The organism is Staphylococcus auricularis (genome assembly GCF_001500315.1).
In the GTDB taxonomy this organism is placed as follows: Bacteria; Bacillota; Bacilli; order Staphylococcales; family Staphylococcaceae; genus Staphylococcus; species Staphylococcus auricularis.
On the sequence record NZ_LLER01000023.1, the window covers coordinates 1 to 17,146 of the forward strand.

The following is a 17,146-nucleotide window of genomic DNA, read 5'->3' on the forward strand; positions in this document are numbered from 1 at the left end:
GACCGTTGAATGATGAACGTTTACACCACGTTCCCTTAATATTTCAGATATATCACGATAACTCAATGCATATCTTAGATAGTAGCCAACGGCTACAGTGATAACATCTTTGTTAAATTGTTTATATCTGAAATAGTTCATACAGAAGACTCCTTTTTGTTAAAATTATACTATAAATTCAACTTTGCAACAGAACCAAAAGAAACATAGACAAAGATATTCTTGTTGAAAATATGAATGCTGATGTTATACAAGATTTAATTAACTCCTCGTTAAAAGATGGACTAAGTCATAAATTAGTTAAAGATGATTTAAGTATCATCAAAAATATACTCCGTTACGCTTAAAAGAAATATAACATCACTGATATATCATACATAGATGATGTTGTTATGCCTAAAAAAGCGACTACAAGAGAAGAAGTTATAGCTAAACGTGAAAATTATTTAGAAATGGCTGAAGTTCTGGCTATCGTTGAAGAATTAAATCGTATAGCGAATAAAAAGCGTGCTAGCTATATGAAAAGGTCATACTTGTTTACTGCTTACATAGTTGAATTTCAAGTATTAAATGGTATGCGTATTGGCGAACTACTAGCAATTCAACCTGATAATATTGATTTTGAAAATAAGAAGCTTGTTATTGACGGCACTATACACTGGCGCAAAGATGGTAACAAAGTTGGTTTCAAAGATACCACAAAAACAGCGTCATCTTATCGTACTATATCTTTAACTACTAGAAGTTGTGACATTTTACGTAGGGTTATGTTAGAAAATAAGAAAGCTGTTCAATGGGAAATTATGTATGTGGATAGGGGCTTTATATTCACAAGTCATAGAGGCAACCCTTTACCTCTTACATCAATTAATAGGAACATACAAATAGCTGCTCAAAATATAGGAATAGAAAAGCATGTGACAAGTCACACCATGCGTCATAGCCATATCTCATTACTATCGCAATTAGGTGTTTCACTGCGTGCAATTATGGAACGCGTGGGTCATACAGACCATAAAACCACATTACAGATATATAGTCATGTTACTGAGCAAATGGATAAAGATATGATGAATAAATTGGAGAAGATAAGGAGTTAAAAACTATGTATAAAAAATCCTAAAACCACTGATGATTATCTCTTCTTTTATACATAAATTCAAAAACTTCCACATCATGCCCTTTATATGCCCTTTTTCGAATTTACGAATTATAAAAACAACCCTCTAACCATTGCGGTTAAAGGGTTTTGTCATTTTTATATTCTATTCCCATTCAATCGTACTTGGTGGTTTAGAAGTCACATCATAGACAACGCGGTTTACGTGATCGACCTCATTAACGATGCGGTTTGATATTTTTTGTAATACTTCCCAATCGATGCGGGCAAAGTCACTCGTCATACCATCAATAGAAGTGACTGCACGGATACCTACTGTATGATCGTACGTACGATAGTCACCCATGACACCTACGGATTGGATACCTGGTAATACAGTGAAGTATTGCCAAATTTCACGTTCAAGTCCTTCTTCTCGAATCACTTCGCGTAAAATCGCATCAGATTCACGTACAATTTCTAATTTATCTTCAGTAATTTCACCTAATACACGGATACCAAGTCCGGGTCCTGGGAACGGCTGTCTCCAAACCAGGTGCTCTGGAATACCGAGTTCAATACCCAATTCACGTACTTCATCTTTAAATAACGTATTAATCGGTTCGATCAGTTCGAATTCCATGTCTTCTGGTAAGCCGCCTACATTGTGATGTGATTTAATTGTTTGTGCGGTTTTTGTACCAGATTCAATCACGTCTGTGTACAACGTACCTTGTGCAAGATAATCAACGTCTTTTAATTTAGCCGCTTCATCATCGAATACGTAAACAAATTCATTACCAATGATTTTACGTTTTTGTTCTGGATCAGAAACGCCTTCTAATTTTTTCATAAAACGATCTTTGGCATTAACACGGATGATGTTCATATTGAAGCCTTCACCAAATTGTTCCATAACCATGTCGTCTTCACCTTTACGCAATAAGCCGTGGTCTACAAAGATACATGTGAGTTGATCACCAATCGCTTTGTGTAGTAACACTGCCACTACTGATGAATCGACACCGCCACTCATCGCACAAAGTACTTTGCGATTTCCTACTTTTTCACGGATTTTTTCGATTTCTAAATCGATAAAGTTTTCCATAGTCCATTCGCCTGTACATTTACATACGCGGCGAACGAAGTTACGTAACAAGTCATTACCATATTCCGTATGACGAACTTCTGGATGGAATTGAACACCGTAGATACGACGTGATTTATCTTCTATCGCTGCATAGTTTGTGCTTGGACTATCAGCGATGACTTCGAAACCTTCTGGTATTTCGATCACTTTATCTGAATGGCTCATCCAAACCGTTTGTTCTTCTGGTAAACCGAAGAATAATTCGTCAGATTTCGCATTGATTGTCGCTTTACCGTATTCTCTTTCATTTGCACGTTCAACACTGCCACCGAGTAATTTAGTTGTCAGCTGCATGCCGTAACAAATACCGAGTACAGGTACACCTAAGTTATAAATTTCTGGATCAATGGTAAATGAATCTTCTTCATAAACAGAATTTGGACCACCAGAAAGAATAATGCCTTTAGGATTCATGCGTTTAATTTCATCAATAGACATTTCATGGTCGTGTAGTTCACTATAAACGCCCATTTCTCTAATGCGACGTGTAATGAGTTGGTTGTATTGGCTACCAAAATCGAGTACAAGAATCAGTTCTTGTTCCTTTGCGATTTCCATTATGCATTAATCTCCTTTTACTTTAGAATGAATAGTTCGGTGATTCTTTAGTAATTTGTACATCGTGAGGGTGACTTTCTGCTAAGCCGGCAGGTCCCATTTTTGTAAATTGTGCTTCTTCACGAAGTGTTTTCAAGTCAGGAGAACCTGTGTAGCCCATACCTGCACGAACACCGCCCATTAATTGATAGATGTTACTTTGTAGTGACCCTTTATATGCGATACGTCCTTCGATACCTTCAGGCACAAATTTTTGAGGTGTTTTGTCTTCTTGGAAATAACGGTCGTTTGAACCACTTTCCATCGCACCTAGTGAGCCCATACCGCGGTATACTTTATATTGTCTACCTTGGAATACTTCGATTTCTCCTGGACTTTCTTCAGTACCTGCTAATAAGCTACCTAGCATGACAGCATGACCCCCAGCTGCGAGCGCTTTGATAATGTCACCTGAGAATTTAATACCACCATCAGCGATAATTGCTTTACCATGTTTACGTGCTTCAGTCGCACAATCGTAAACAGCAGTGATTTGTGGTACACCAACACCTGCAACGACACGTGTTGTACAAATAGAACCAGGTCCGATACCAACTTTAACAACGTCAGCACCTGCTTCGATTAATGCTTTTGTACCTTCTGCAGTGGCTACGTTACCTGCAACGACTGTAATATGTGGGTATTTCGCTTTGATGTGTTCAACTTGATCGAGTACACCTTTAGAGTGACCGTGCGCTGTATCGATGACTAACACGTCTACACCCGCTTCAACTAATTTATCCGCACGTGTATCTGTATCTTTAGCAATACCGATAGCTGCAGCAACAAGTAAACGTCCTTCTTCATCTTTTGCCGCATTTGGGAATTCTAGGACTTTTTCAATATCTTTAATTGTGATAAGGCCTTCGAGACGACCATCTTCTACAATAGGAAGTTTTTCAATTTTGTGTTCTTGTAATAATTTTTCAGCTTTTTCTAAAGTGGTACCAACAGGCGCAGTAACTAAGTTATCTTTAGTCATCACTTCAGAAATTTGAATACCGAAGTCTTCGATAAAGCGTAAATCACGGTTTGTAATGATACCGATGAATTTACGTTCTTCACCGTTATTTACGATTGGTACACCAGAAATTCTGTATTTACTCATCAATGCTTCTGCTTCATAAACTTTTTCTTCTGGGGTTAAGAAGAATGGATTTGTAATGACGCCATTTTCAGAGCGTTTTACTTTTTGAACTTCGTCGGCTTGACCTTCGATGCTCATGTTTTTATGAATAACACCGAGTCCACCTTGGCGTGCCATAGCGATCGCCATTTCTGCTTCTGTTACTGTATCCATACCAGATGAAAGGACTGGAATGTTTAATTTAACTTTATCAGAAAGTTCCACACTTAAGTCCACTTCATGTGGTAGTACATCAGATGCTGCTGGAATAAGTAATACATCATCAAACGTTAATGCTTCTTTTTTAAATTTGCTTTCCCACATATTAAAAACCTCCATTATTTTTGCTCAATTTTTGTTTCTTCAACTTGATCGACCTGACTTTGTGCCTGTTGCTTACCATTAAAGAAGAAGTTTAATACAATCGCAGCCACTGTACCAATAACGATACCGTTTTGAGTGACCCACGCGAATTGATCTCCAAGTGCTTGAAATGCTTCAGGTACAGCATTGATACCAGCACCGAGACCGACTGCAATCGCAATGATTAACAGATTGTTTTGATTGTTAAAATCACTTTTGCCTAAAATACTTACCCCGTATGCCATTACCATACCAAACATTGCAATCATCGCACCACCCAAAACAGGTAATGGAATCATGTTGGCTAAGGCACCGAGTTTTGGAATACATCCACAAATCAGAAGTAAGATGACCATGCCATAAATGACGTTATTCTTTTTCGCTCCTGAAAGTGATACAAGCCCTACGTTTTGTGAGTATGCGGTGTAAGGAAAGGCATTGAAGATAGAGCCGAGTACTATAGCAAGACCTTCCGCTGTATAACCTTTTCTAAAATCTTTACGCTCCATCTTTCTACCTGTAATCTCACTCAACGCATGGTAGACACCGGTAGATTCAATCAGACTGACAATCGCGACGATGAAGAAGACGAGCGTCGCACCTAAGTCAAAACTAAATCCAGAGAATCTAAACGGTTGTGGTAAGGCAAACCACTTCGCATCTCCGACTTGGTTAACATCTACAACGCCAACGAATGAAGCTAATATCGCACCCATAATAAGACCGATTAAAATAGCGATAGAATTCATAAAGCCTGTCGTAAATCGTTGCAGTACTAAGATGATTACTAACGTCGCAAGACCAAGCAGAATATTTTTACCATCTCCGTAATCCTTAGCGTCCTCTCCGCCAGCCATGTAATTCATAGCGACCGGCATTAAGTTAATCCCTATGATCGTCACAACACTGCCTGTGACAACAGGAGGGAAGTATTTAACGAGATGAGAGAAGAAAGGAGCGATGAGCACAACTAATATCCCTGCGAGAAAGAGTGAACCGTAAAGTACGCCGAGTCCTTTCGTTTGTCCGATCAGAATCATTGGAGCGACAGCTGTGAATGTACAACCTAATACGATAGGTAAGCCAGTCCCGGTCCCTTTCCAAACTTGTAACAGGGTCGCTACCCCACACATAAAAATGTCTACTGTAACAAGAAATGCAATCTCTTCAGGTGAGAACTTGAGGCTTGTCCCTACGATGATAGGAACAAGGATCGCACCTGCATACATCGCTAATAAATGTTGAACACTGAGTAAAAATGTCTTCATTCTTGTTCTCCTACTAGGGTCACTTGGTTACCTACAAGTGAAGCGACCTTACATAATGAAGACACGTTGAGTCCTGCTTCTTCAATGCGTTTACGACCGGGTTGGAAGCTTTTCTCTACTACGATGCCTACACCGACCGTTTGCGCTTTAGCTTGAGACACAATGTCATTGAGTCCCAAGGATGCATCGCCATTTGCTAAGAAGTCATCGATGATTAACACGCGGTCATTTTCATCCAAGAATTCTTTAGAAACAGTTACCGTGCTTGTTTTGTTCTTCGTAAATGAATGAATATCTGTTTGATATACGCCTTCTGTCAATGTGCTCGGTTTGGCTTTTTTCGCAAATAAACAAGGCACATCAAAATACAAAGCAGTCATGATAGCTGGTGCGATACCTGAAGCTTCAATTGTAAAAATCTTAGTTACACCTTCATCTTTAAACTGTTCATAAAATGTGCGCCCTACTTCGTGCATTAACGTTGCATCAATTTGATGATTTAAAAAGCCGTCTACTTTTAAAATAGACTCATCTATCACTACACCGTCATTCTTCACTTTCTGTTCCAACAATTCCACTCCAATAATCCTCCTCATTTTTGATATAAAAAAATTTCCAAAACTCTTTCAAAGTTTCAGAAATGATGGGTGAATGTAAATACAGTGCAGCGTGTCCCTTCTCTATGTTCCCGTGTTACGAATATAGAAAGAAGTGAAGCTTCATTAACTCAAAGCATTCATATCTGTCCTATAAAATAGCTGAACAGGCGCTACTATGTTGTAAATCACTCACTCATAGTCACATCGTTAACGGCGACGTGGTAGAAACTCCTAAAGCCATATTCTTTAGTTTATATGAGCTTGATTAGATTATTATTGATAATAGCAAACTTTTGCGCGATTTTCAATATATAGAAAATGATAAATTGTACGCTTCAGCCCTTTTGTCACGCGTGTTTGAAAACAAATGAAAGCGCTAAACCCTACATCAAGATACTGTTTGTCAGCGAATTATTAAAGTTATATAATTAATTTAGAATCGTTTTATTTATTATCAATTAGGGTAAATAGAATAAAAAACGAACGACTATGATTTATGATGTGGAGGGGTTTTACATGTCTCAATTTACAATTGTAAGTAGTACTGATGAACTACTCAATGAAATCAACAACAAAAAAGAGCAAGGCTATGAAAGCTATGAATTACGTGTAGTGAGCAAACACAAACTACATATGGACGAACTCACTGACTCTGAAATTTCAATCACTGTAACAAGCGGTACTTTCAGCGATACGGTTTCACGTGTGCTCACTGGTGAAGATGCAGAAGAAGCTATCTTCTGTCAGTATGATTTAGAAGACGAAGAAAAAGAAAAATACAAACAAGCAATCCTCGATGGCAATTACGTACTTATTTCTGGTCTCGATGATAGTTCTCATGACGAAGTCGAACACGTGAACGCTGCCTACGATGAAGACACAATTTCTTACGATCAACCAGAAGATCATACAGCTCGCGAATCGAAAGGGCCAAAGTCTTAAACAAAAGTAATCCAAATTAAACTTCTAACTTTTAAAGGGAAATATTTGCAATTCTTTTGTGGCCCACACAAATTGAATATTATTTTATCAGGCTGGGATTATTGTTTCCCAGCCTTCTTTGCACACGCCAGGTATAAATCTGGGTCACAAAGCATATTTCACATTAATGTTATTTATACTTTAACTGTCAGCGATTTCATAAATAAACAGTTGGCTTTAAAAGCAAAATAGCTTACCATTTAACTCAAATACTTTGTATTATAGATTGCTCAATATTGCTGCCTTAGGGGGAATGCTACATGGAATTTAAAGTTGTGAAAACTTCAGACGACCCTTTGTTTAAAGAAGCTTTATCACTTTATGATGGGAAGCTCGATATCGCTTTATTAGAAGATGAACAAACCTTCGTACAATCACTGGAAAATAAACATACGAAAGATGATTATGTCTTTCTCGTTGGAATAGAAGACAATACTGTCGTAAGTCTAGCTACAGCCCATTATGAAGCGACGACGCACTCAGCCTTTCTCATCTATTTAATCGCTTCTGACAGAGAGGACCACGATGACATCATCAGTTTAACGCTCGAACAAATCGAATTAAAAATCAATGAACTCGCGCAATATACGCATGATCGAGATGTTAATTTCATCATGTTCGAAGTCCCTCAAGCCCCTCTTTCTACAACGCCTGAAGAAGAGGAAGTGCTCAAGCAACGTCGATTATTCTTACGTCAACATGGTTTCGAAAAACAAACAGATATCGATTACCGCTTACCACCCTTACATGGTGAGCGAAATAATATGCCAATGGATTTATATATAAAATCTAACATCGAACTAACTAAAGACATCTACGGTACCAGTGTAAAATCAAATTATATCTTAAAATACGTTTTCGCGAATCGAATCCCGCGCTCAGTCATCTACCCTATTTTAGAAGAGATGGGCTTACACAAATCGACAACGTGAACACTTGAAATCAGTGGGTAAAGGGGGTAAACTAGCATAGAGGTCAGACTGACGTTTGCCTTACCTAAGACACCCGTCAGTGTAAAAAATTGAGCGAAAGGATAATATCTATGTTAACTAAAGAATTTGCCCAACGTGTTGAACTAAGTGAAAAACAAGTGCGTAAAATTGTTCAACATTTAGAAGAACGCGGCTATCATTTAAATAAGACTGAATACCGTGGTCGTGAAGCAACAAACTTCCAAGAAGAAGATATCGAACTATTTCAAGATATAGCGGATAAAGTCAAACAAACCAATAGCTATGACTTAGCATTCGATGAACTTGAACAAGAAAAAGATTTCCTTCAAGTATTGGTTAAAGATGAAGAAGCCCACTTACCTACTGATCAAAATGTCATGGAATTAGTAGAAGCGTTACATACAGAAATTCAACAACTCCGTGAAGACCGTGAACGTTTGAATCAAATTCTATCTCAAGTTAGTCAGCAACAACATGAATTAACTGAAATGCAACAACAACTAGCTACAAAATTAGACGCCAATGCAGAATCGCTACAAACATTGCAAACGTCTACAGATTCAATTAAAGCTGCCCAAGATGAAATGCAAACTGCTCAGCAACAACAAGCTGAACTCGCACAGTCTACTATGGATGAAACGAAATCATTACAAGAAGAACAAGCCAAACTTGCGCAAACTGTAACAACTATTGCACAGCCTGAGCCTGCAACAACTCAAACAACTCAAGCAGTTGAAACGTCAGCAGCCAATGCGACGGAAACTTCTGAAACAGAAACAGCACAATCTGAAACGGCTTCTACATCTCAATCAGAAGCACCATCCAATGTTGAGCAATCTGAAACAAGTAGTGAAACCGTTCAAGAGGATACGTTTGAAACCTCAACATCAACTTCACAATCTGAATCAGAAAGTGAATCATCATCTCAAGATTCAACTGCTACAAGTGAAAGTGAAAGCCAATCACAACAACAATCTTCACCGCTTGGTAAATCAGAACCTCAACAGAAAAAAGGATTCTTTGCTCGATTATTTAATCTTTAATGGTCGTTTCCGTTATAAATTGCCATCATTCATCGATGCGGCGCTTATCTAAGTATCGCTTGATGATAATTTTAAATTTAATAAATCATCATAAAAACTAAGGTACAAAATGATGTACCTTAGTTTTTTGTTTTTATATCTCCTACTTCTTTCCTATACAATAGTTATTTTTAACAAATCTAATTATTGACAAATCCAATAATTCCCTTGTATTATGTTGTAATTACTAATATCCTATTATATATATCGGAATTAGCACCATTAATTATACTTAATTGGAGGGTAAAAGTAGTGGGAACATTTTTAACGGTTATTAATGTACTTGTGTTAGTTGCTTTCATCATCGGTTTATTTATTATGGCAAAAAAACACGTCTCTTTCCCTAAACGTGTGTTTACCGCCCTCGGTATCGGTATTCTATTTGGTGTTGTCCTCCATTTAATCTATGGCGCAGACTCAAATATTATAGAGACAACATCTGACTGGTTTAATATCGTGGGTGATGGCTATGTCGCATTACTACAAATGATCGTCATGCCATTAATCTTTATTTCAATTGTATCAGCATTTACTAAAATTAAAGTCGGAGAGAAATTCGCGAGCATCGCGATTTCAATCTTCTTATTCTTGATGGGTACAGTAGCGATTGCCGCAATCATCGGTATCGTCGTATCATTACTCTTTGGCTTAGATGCTTCTTCTATTCATATCGGACAAGAAGAACAATCACGTAGTGCAGAAATCGCAAGTCAAGCTAAAGAAATGACAGCGAATACGTTACCACAACAAATATTAGAACTACTCCCAGCGAACCCGTTCTTAGATTTCACTGGTCAACGTGAAACATCAACCATTGCGGTCGTTATTTTTGCTGGATTCATCGGTTTCGCATTCTTAAGAGTTATGCGTAAAAAACCAGAAACAGGTTCATTAGTTAAACGCGCAGTCGACGCAATATACGAACTTGTGATGTCAGTCGTGACATTCGTATTACGTTTAACACCCTATGGTATCTTAGCAATCATGGCGAATACGATCGCGACAAGTGATTTCGGAGCGATTTGGACATTAGGTGAATTTGTCATTGCGTCTTATGTCGCAATCATTATTATGTATATCATTCACTTACTCATCATCAGTGGTATTGGTCTCAACCCACTTACATTTATTAAGAAAACAGGTGAAGTGCTACTCTTCTCATTCACTTCACGCTCAAGTGCAGGTGCTTTACCACTCAATATTCAAACACAAAAAAGTCGTCTCGGTGTACCGGATGGTATCGCAAACTTCTCTGCATCATTCGGACTTTCAATCGGTCAAAACGGTTGTGCCGGTATCTATCCTGCGATGCTCGCAATCATGGTTGCCCCAGTCGCTGGTGTAGATATTGACTTACAATTCATCGTGACATTACTTGGTGTCGTTATCATTAGTTCACTCGGTGTTGCCGGTGTCGGTGGTGGTGCCACATTCGCATCAATCATCGTGCTTTCAACATTGAACTTACCAGTTGCATTAGCAGGTGTACTCATTTCAGTTGAACCGCTAATCGACATGGGTCGTACCGCATTAAATGTGAACGACTCAATCCTTGCAGGTGTCGGAACTTCTAAATTAACTGGTCACTTAGATAAAGACGCTTATAATTCCAATAAAGTTGGAGATTTAACTACAGAACAAAATTAATACAACATAAAAAAAGCGGCTCGGACATCATCACATTGTCCGAGCCTTTTTATTGCGTTAAAATCTATTAAACGTATCTATCGTATGCATATCTACTCATGAACATCTATTTCAATCGACGCATCTTTCACTTTAAGTATATCTCAATCTGAATGGTCCCCATGTAATTTGTTGTTTACTATCGACAGGCAAGTGTCTGACTTCTTTTTGAACATCATCAAACCAGATCATCAAGGCTGCACTCTTATCTAAATGTGCTTCAATGCTTGACGATGAAACACGGTGTGTATAAAACATTTGTGTTTCAAACTCATATTGAATTTGTCCATAAGCCAAGCGACAACATCCTGCACGGTCATAGACACGATTCACTTGTTTCACGAATTTTTCTGTATAAGGAATAACATCTTTTTGGATGTTTTGAACATATTGGGCATTGTCTAAATCTGCCCACAATTTGAGTTCACCATTAATTTGGTAAAAGATATCAATCGAAGGTTGTCGTTCATCAAATGACATTAAGATAAAGATCCGTTCTGCTGTATGTTCTACAGCATACATACAACAAGTAATCACTTTTTTGGCGAAGTGTTTCCAATAGTCACTCAGTTCTTGCGGCGTTATCTTTTTATTGGCGTTTTTATCTACGGCTTCTTTTTGCTTCCCAGTGCTACGCTTTTTTCCTTTTATAAAGTCGCCAAACATTGCTTTACCCCTCCCTCCTTCTCTTTGATTCTATGGGGCTGCCTTAAAAATGAATCTTGTTTTGTATGAGATGCCGCGACTATTTTCTAATAAATCCAGCTTTATTTAATTGATCTAACATATCAAGACGATGTTTACCGCTTAAAAAGTTCGTCACTTGTTGAGACCATGTTTCATCTCGATCGCCATCTGTACGTTCTTGATAGTAATCTCTGACTGCTTCATCATATGTTTTCAATAATTCACGTTTATTATCTACATCGTTATCGTAGCGATCTTGATGGAAAATAAGTTCTTTTGGCATGCGTGGTTTTTGTGCTTGTTCTTCGGAATCAGCTGGTACGCCGACTGCCATACCAAAGAGTGGGAAGGTATGATCCGGTAAGTCTAAAATGTCACGCATACGGCCGATATCATTTCTTAATGATCCCAGGTACACGATACCGTAACCCATATCTTCCGCTGTTGCTGCAATGTTTTGTGCTAACAAGCCTACATCGATTGCTCCGACAAGTAAGCTTTCTGCAGATTCAGTGGCTTCTTGTACATCCTCTACCACATCTGAATCTTCACTTGCTACGAGATGTTTATAGTAATCCATTACAAAGATAAATAAGTATCCATTTTCAACAACATAAGGTTGTCCGGATACTTCCTTAAGTGCTTCTTTCACGTTAATGTCCTCGATGCCAATGATTGAATATGTTTGTAAAAAGTTTGATGTTGAGGCGCGTTGTCCCGCTTCAATCATTTTATTAACATCATCTTCTGGCACTTTTTCATCCTTAAATTCTCTGACAGAATGATGCTTGGTTAATAAATTATATACATAATCAGCCATTATTTTATTGTGCCTCCTTCTTAAATCTCCAAAGAATTGTTCTTATTATGTTATATACCCTATTTTCTTTATATTAAAAGGTTTGAAACGCTTTAATTTTAAGTTATTATAATAATATAAATTTTCAGAATAATAAACAAAGGGGGCCATTCCTATGGCTAAAGCGAACGAAGAAATTGCAACAATCTTACACGAAGCATACCAAACATTAGAACCCACTCACTTTATCAGCGAATCCTACGACTTAACTGAAGGGGAAGCATATGCCACACAAGCACTACTCATCGATAAAATTAAGCAAGCGCAACAAACAGATGTCGCAGGCTATAAAGTGAGTATGACGAGTGCAGCGACACAAAGCATTGCGAACACGAACGAACCTGTTTACGGTACCATTTTAAAAAATGTCGTTTACCACACAGGCGCTACGATTGAACTGTCTAAATGTTTTTCACCACTCATCGAACCCGAACTGATGTTTATATTAAGTGATCGCCTATCACAAGATCCATCAGTTGAAGAAATCGTCAACAAAGTCCACGTCGCACCAGGTATCGAAGTGCCTGACGCACGTTATATTGACTGGTTCCCTAACTTCACCTTAAGTGATCTTATCGCTGACAATACAGCTACAGGCTTGATTGTCGTAGGTGAAGATGTCGACCCATTGAGCTACGAAGCATTTGCGGATATCCAAATGGAACTGACACATCAACAAGCACATAAGGGATCTGGAGAAGGTTCAGAAGTATTAGGCAATCCCATCAATGCTATCAAATGGCTCGCGCGAAAATTAGCTACACAAGGTCAATCGTTACAGCGTGGCCAGATTATTTCATCAGGGACATTTATGTCACCTATCCCAGCAGCTCTAGGAACATATAAAGCACAATTTAGTCACGTGGGAGAAGTCAACGTGACGTTTGTATAAAACATCGTTTTCCCTCTGCGCTCATTTTAATCATTATTATTTAATAAAAGTTTTAATCGGAATGAACTTGGGAATAGTAAATGTGCATAAGTACTTAGATTATAAGTAGGGGGAAAATTATGGCAAACAAAAAGCAAGAGCAACTTGATCAGTACAAAACGAACAGTAAAGACCAATCAATGACTACAAACAACGGCGTAAAAATCACTGAAGACGAAAACACTCTAACAGTAGGCGAACGCGGGCCAAGCCTACTCGAAGACTTCCACATGAGAGAAAAACTCATGCACTTCGACCAAGAACGTATTCCTGAACGTGTTGTACACGCACGTGGTTTCGGTGCACACGGCGAATTCCAACTTTATAAAGATTTATCCGAATATACATCAGCTGATTTCCTTACTCACCCTGAAAAAACAACCCCTGTATTCGTAAGATTCTCTACCGTACAAGGATCTAAAGGATCTCCAGATACAGTCAGAGACGTACGTGGTTTCGCAACTAAATTCTACACAGATGAAGGTAACTATGATCTCGTAGGTATCGATTTCCCAGTCTTCTTCATTCAAGACGGGATCAAATTCCCAGACATGGTGCACGCAGTAAAACCTGAACCACATAACGAAATGCCTCAAGCAGGTACAGCACACGATACATTCTGGGACTTCTTCGCACAAAATCCAGAAGCAACACACATGGCTTTCTGGGCAATGAGTGATCGCGGTATTCCTAAAAACTACCGTCAATTAGAAGGATTCGGCGTGCATACTTTCCGTTTAGTGAATAGTAAAGGCGAATCTCACTTTGTTAAATTCCACTGGAAACCTGTTCAAGGTCTTGAATCTTTCGTATGGGATGAAGCACAAACATTATCTGGTAAAGATATCGACTTCCACCGTAAAGATTTATATGAATCCATCGATAAAGGTGACTATCCTGAATACGAACTTGGATTACAAATTTTAAGTCCAGAACAAGAATTTGACTTCGACTTCGATATTTTAGACCCAACTAAAATCTGGCCAGAAGATGAAATCCCAGTTCAAATCGTTGGTAAAATGACATTGAACAAAAACGTAGACAATGTCTTTGATGAAACTGAACAATCTGCTTTCCATCCAGGTAATATCGTGCCAGGTATCGACTTCTCAGACGATCCATTATTACAAGGTCGTTTATTCTCTTACACTGATACACTTGCACACCGTCTTGGTGGTCCTAACTTTAACCAAATTCCAATCAACCAACCTGTTGCAGACGTTCACAACAATCAACGCGATGCACAACATCAATCAAAAGTACACGAAGGCCAAACAAACTATCATATCAATGCATTAAACAATAACGATCCACACACTACAACTAGAGAAAATGGTGGTTTTGAACACTTCCAAGAAAAAGTAGAAGGTCATAAAATCCGTAAACGTAGTGAAAGCTTCAAAGACTACTATACTCAACCGAAATTGTATCTTAACAGTTTAACTGAAGCTGAATACGAACATACACTTGATGGCTTCTCATTCGAACTTGGTAAATGTGCAAGCGTCATGGTTAAACAAAACGCAGTTAACCAACTTAATAAAGTAGATCACGAATTTGCAAAACGTGTGGCAGACAACATCGGTGTTGAAGCACCTACTGACGAAACTGAAGAAGTTCAACATGATAAAAAAGATAGCCAAATCTCAATGGAAAAATTCGAACGTCCATTACCAGGTCACTCAGTGGCAGTGCTTGTGAATGGTGATATTCCAGAAGATACACTTAAATCTTACGCACAAACATTTGCAGATAATAAATTTAACTACGCTTTCGTAGGTACAAAAGCTAAAAACATCGACGAAGACTTCGGTGTTACTGAAACATTTGATACTGCACATCCTACACTATTCGATAGCTTAATCGTATTATCTGATGGCGAAACACTTGAAGATCCATCAAAAGAATTTGCACAACTCAGCTTCAAACACAAAAAACCACTTGTGTTTAACCAACAAGCTGCAAACCTATTCGAAAACTTAGATCTAGATCTTAACGCACCAGGCGTGAAAGTATCAGACGAACCAGATGCAATCGTAGACGCATTCCAAAAAGTTAGATACTGGGAACGCTAAGGTCATGAAGAAAGCGTTTAGGATTTGAGCAAATCCAAACAGCGAGCAAAACTGCTTTTTAGTTTTGACGAGCTGTGAAGGTTTTGCCGAAAATCATACTTCCGGAATGCCGTCTATTTAAGCGACATGAGGTCAATGAGCATTTAAGCAACAATTATCACCGGTCGGTAATTTATTTATCTTAACAAAAGAGTGAGATTGAATTCTTTAGGAAAAGAGAATTCTGTCTCACTCTTTTTTATATTCTTTATTTCTTTTTAAAACGGGTATAATTAAACTATGGAGAGTTAACCTTCCTCGCAGCACGTACGCCATTGAGAATATAAGAAGCTAATTGATATTTAAGCGCAATACAATGGTTTCACAGGTAGGATGTTCTGAAATAGTAAAAAGTTTGTATTTATGCTTTATCGCGTTAACAAATGATTGTCATCTCAATATTTTTCATTCGCAAGGGATGTCCATTGACTAATTGATGGCCCCATGTGATAATAATGAATGAGAGATTATAATAATTACAATTAAGCAATTAGACCAATCTGACTGCTTTTTTGCATATTATTCAAAATCAACACACTCTAGGAGGATGTATTTTATGTCTTTAATTAAAAAAGAAATTTTGCCGTTCTCAGCAAATGCTTATGACCCGAAAAAAGATGAATTTTTCGAAATATCTGACGAGGACTTAAAAGGTTCTTGGAATATCGTAATCTTCTATCCAGCAGACTTCTCATTTGTTTGCCCTACAGAATTAGAAGACTTACAAGATCAATACGATAAATTACAAGAACTTGGCGTGAATGTTTACTCAGTATCTACTGATACTCACTTTGTACACAAAGCATGGCATGACCATTCAGACGCAATCAGCAAAATCCAATACACTATGATTGGTGACCCTTCTCAAACAATCACTCGTAACTTCGATGTATTAGATGAAGACGAAGGATTAGCTCAACGTGGTACTTTCATCGTTGACCCTGATGGTGTTGTTCAAGCAGCTGAAATCAATGCAGACGGTATCGGCCGTGACGCTAGCTCATTAATCAGCAAAGTGAAAGCTGCACAATATGTACGTCAACATCCAGGTGAAGTTTGCCCAGCTAAATGGGAAGAAGGTTCAGAAACATTGCAACCAGGACTTGATTTAGTAGGTAAAATCTAAGGAGGCATTTCCAAATGCTTAATGAAGAATTAAAATCTCAACTGAAACAGTTACTTCAATTAATGGAAGGCGATGTGGAACTCAAAGCAAGCTTTGGGGATGACGATAAGTCTAATGAGTTACGCACATTCTTAGACGAAGTTGCGAACAGTTCATCTCGTATTACTGTTCAAGAAGCTGAACTTAAGCGTACACCAAGTTTTACCGTAAATCGTCCTGGCGAAGATACTGGAATTACCTTTGCTGGTATACCTATGGGCCACGAGTTCAATTCACTTGTACTTGCGATTTTACAAGTGAGCGGACGCCCTCCGAAAGAAGATCAAGAGGTCATCAATCAAATTAAAGCATTAGATGAACCTCTCAACTTTGAAACTTTCGCAAGTTTAACATGTACAAAATGTCCAGACGTCGTACAAGCATTTAACTTAATGAGTTTGCTTAATCCAAACATTACGCATACGATGATTGACGGCTCTATCTTTAGAGAAGAATCTGAAGACATTATGGCGGTACCTGCCGTAT

Annotated in this window: 13 protein-coding genes, 3 pseudogenes and 1 riboswitch; of the genes and pseudogenes, 9 read left to right on the forward strand and 7 right to left on the reverse strand. The window is 38.2% G+C overall.

The window, feature by feature from the left end; translation table 11 throughout:
- Positions 1-141 (reverse strand): annotated as a pseudogene (locus tag APS80_RS10665) (IS6 family transposase); the annotation flags it as partial.
- 56 nt (positions 142-197) lie between these two features.
- Between APS80_RS10665 and APS80_RS10245 the strand changes: the two are divergent.
- Positions 198-1,100, forward strand: a pseudogene (locus APS80_RS10245) (tyrosine-type recombinase/integrase); the annotation flags it as partial.
- A 165-nt stretch (positions 1,101-1,265) separates the two neighbouring features.
- Here the strand turns inward: APS80_RS10245 and guaA are convergent.
- The 4 genes from guaA to xpt are packed head-to-tail and all read right to left on the reverse strand — an operon-like array spanning position 1,266 to position 6,181.
- On the reverse strand, positions 1,266-2,807 hold the full coding sequence (gene guaA, locus APS80_RS10250) for a glutamine-hydrolyzing GMP synthase (RefSeq protein ID WP_059108168.1): 1,542 nt from the start codon (positions 2,805-2,807) through the stop codon (positions 1,266-1,268).
- Between the two features lie 22 nt (positions 2,808-2,829).
- Positions 2,830-4,296 (reverse strand): IMP dehydrogenase, encoded by a 1,467-nt coding sequence (gene guaB, locus APS80_RS10255; RefSeq protein WP_059108169.1) that lies wholly within the window; start codon positions 4,294-4,296, stop codon positions 2,830-2,832.
- A gap of 14 nt (positions 4,297-4,310) precedes the next feature.
- On the reverse strand, positions 4,311-5,603 hold the full coding sequence (gene pbuX, locus APS80_RS10260; protein ID WP_059108170.1) for a xanthine permease PbuX: 1,293 nt from the start codon (positions 5,601-5,603) through the stop codon (positions 4,311-4,313).
- Positions 5,600-6,181 (reverse strand): xanthine phosphoribosyltransferase, encoded by a 582-nt coding sequence (gene xpt, locus APS80_RS10265; RefSeq protein ID WP_059108171.1) that lies wholly within the window; start codon positions 6,179-6,181, stop codon positions 5,600-5,602. The genes pbuX and xpt overlap by 4 nt, the downstream gene beginning before the upstream one ends.
- Before the next feature lie 197 nt (positions 6,182-6,378).
- Positions 6,379-6,481, reverse strand: a riboswitch (purine riboswitch).
- Between the two features lie 237 nt (positions 6,482-6,718).
- Between xpt and APS80_RS10270 the strand changes: the two genes are divergently transcribed.
- The 4 genes from APS80_RS10270 (at position 6,719) to APS80_RS10285 (ending at position 10,865) form a co-directional block, all read left to right on the forward strand.
- Positions 6,719-7,144: a general stress protein gene (locus APS80_RS10270; protein WP_059108172.1), complete on the forward strand. Its 426-nt coding sequence runs from the start codon at positions 6,719-6,721 to the stop codon at positions 7,142-7,144.
- Positions 7,145-7,443: 299 nt separating this feature from the next.
- Complete coding sequence (locus APS80_RS10275) at positions 7,444-8,115, forward strand: hypothetical protein (RefSeq protein WP_059108173.1); 672 nt, start codon at positions 7,444-7,446, stop codon at positions 8,113-8,115.
- A 110-nt stretch (positions 8,116-8,225) separates the two neighbouring features.
- Entirely contained in the window at positions 8,226-9,179 is a 954-nt protein-coding gene (locus tag APS80_RS10280) for a hypothetical protein (protein WP_059108174.1), read from the forward strand.
- A gap of 291 nt (positions 9,180-9,470) precedes the next feature.
- Entirely contained in the window at positions 9,471-10,865 is a 1,395-nt protein-coding gene (locus APS80_RS10285; protein WP_059108175.1) for an L-cystine transporter, read from the forward strand.
- A gap of 132 nt (positions 10,866-10,997) precedes the next feature.
- Here APS80_RS10285 and APS80_RS10290 read toward each other — a convergent pair whose 3' ends face one another.
- Both APS80_RS10290 and APS80_RS10295 read right to left on the reverse strand, forming a co-directional pair.
- The gene (locus APS80_RS10290; RefSeq protein ID WP_059108176.1) at positions 10,998-11,570 is read right to left on the reverse strand and encodes a hypothetical protein; all 573 of its coding nucleotides are present in this window, start codon (positions 11,568-11,570) and stop codon (positions 10,998-11,000) included.
- Between the two features lie 79 nt (positions 11,571-11,649).
- Positions 11,650-12,411, reverse strand: a complete 762-nt coding sequence (locus APS80_RS10295) for an NADPH-dependent oxidoreductase (RefSeq protein ID WP_059108177.1) — start codon at positions 12,409-12,411, stop codon at positions 11,650-11,652.
- 154 nt (positions 12,412-12,565) lie between these two features.
- Here APS80_RS10295 and APS80_RS10300 point away from each other — a divergent pair, with 154 nt between their 5' ends.
- From APS80_RS10300 to APS80_RS10315, 4 genes and pseudogenes are all read left to right on the forward strand, one after another.
- A complete protein-coding gene (locus tag APS80_RS10300) occupies positions 12,566-13,342 on the forward strand; it encodes a 2-keto-4-pentenoate hydratase (RefSeq protein ID WP_059108178.1) in 777 nt (258 codons plus the stop codon).
- A gap of 119 nt (positions 13,343-13,461) precedes the next feature.
- Positions 13,462-15,456 (forward strand): catalase, encoded by a 1,995-nt coding sequence (locus tag APS80_RS10305; protein ID WP_059108179.1) that lies wholly within the window; start codon positions 13,462-13,464, stop codon positions 15,454-15,456.
- Between the two features lie 595 nt (positions 15,457-16,051).
- The gene (gene ahpC / locus APS80_RS10310) at positions 16,052-16,621 is read left to right on the forward strand and encodes an alkyl hydroperoxide reductase subunit C (protein ID WP_059108180.1); all 570 of its coding nucleotides are present in this window, start codon (positions 16,052-16,054) and stop codon (positions 16,619-16,621) included.
- A 14-nt stretch (positions 16,622-16,635) separates the two neighbouring features.
- Positions 16,636-17,146: pseudogene (locus APS80_RS10315) on the forward strand (alkyl hydroperoxide reductase subunit F); the annotation flags it as partial.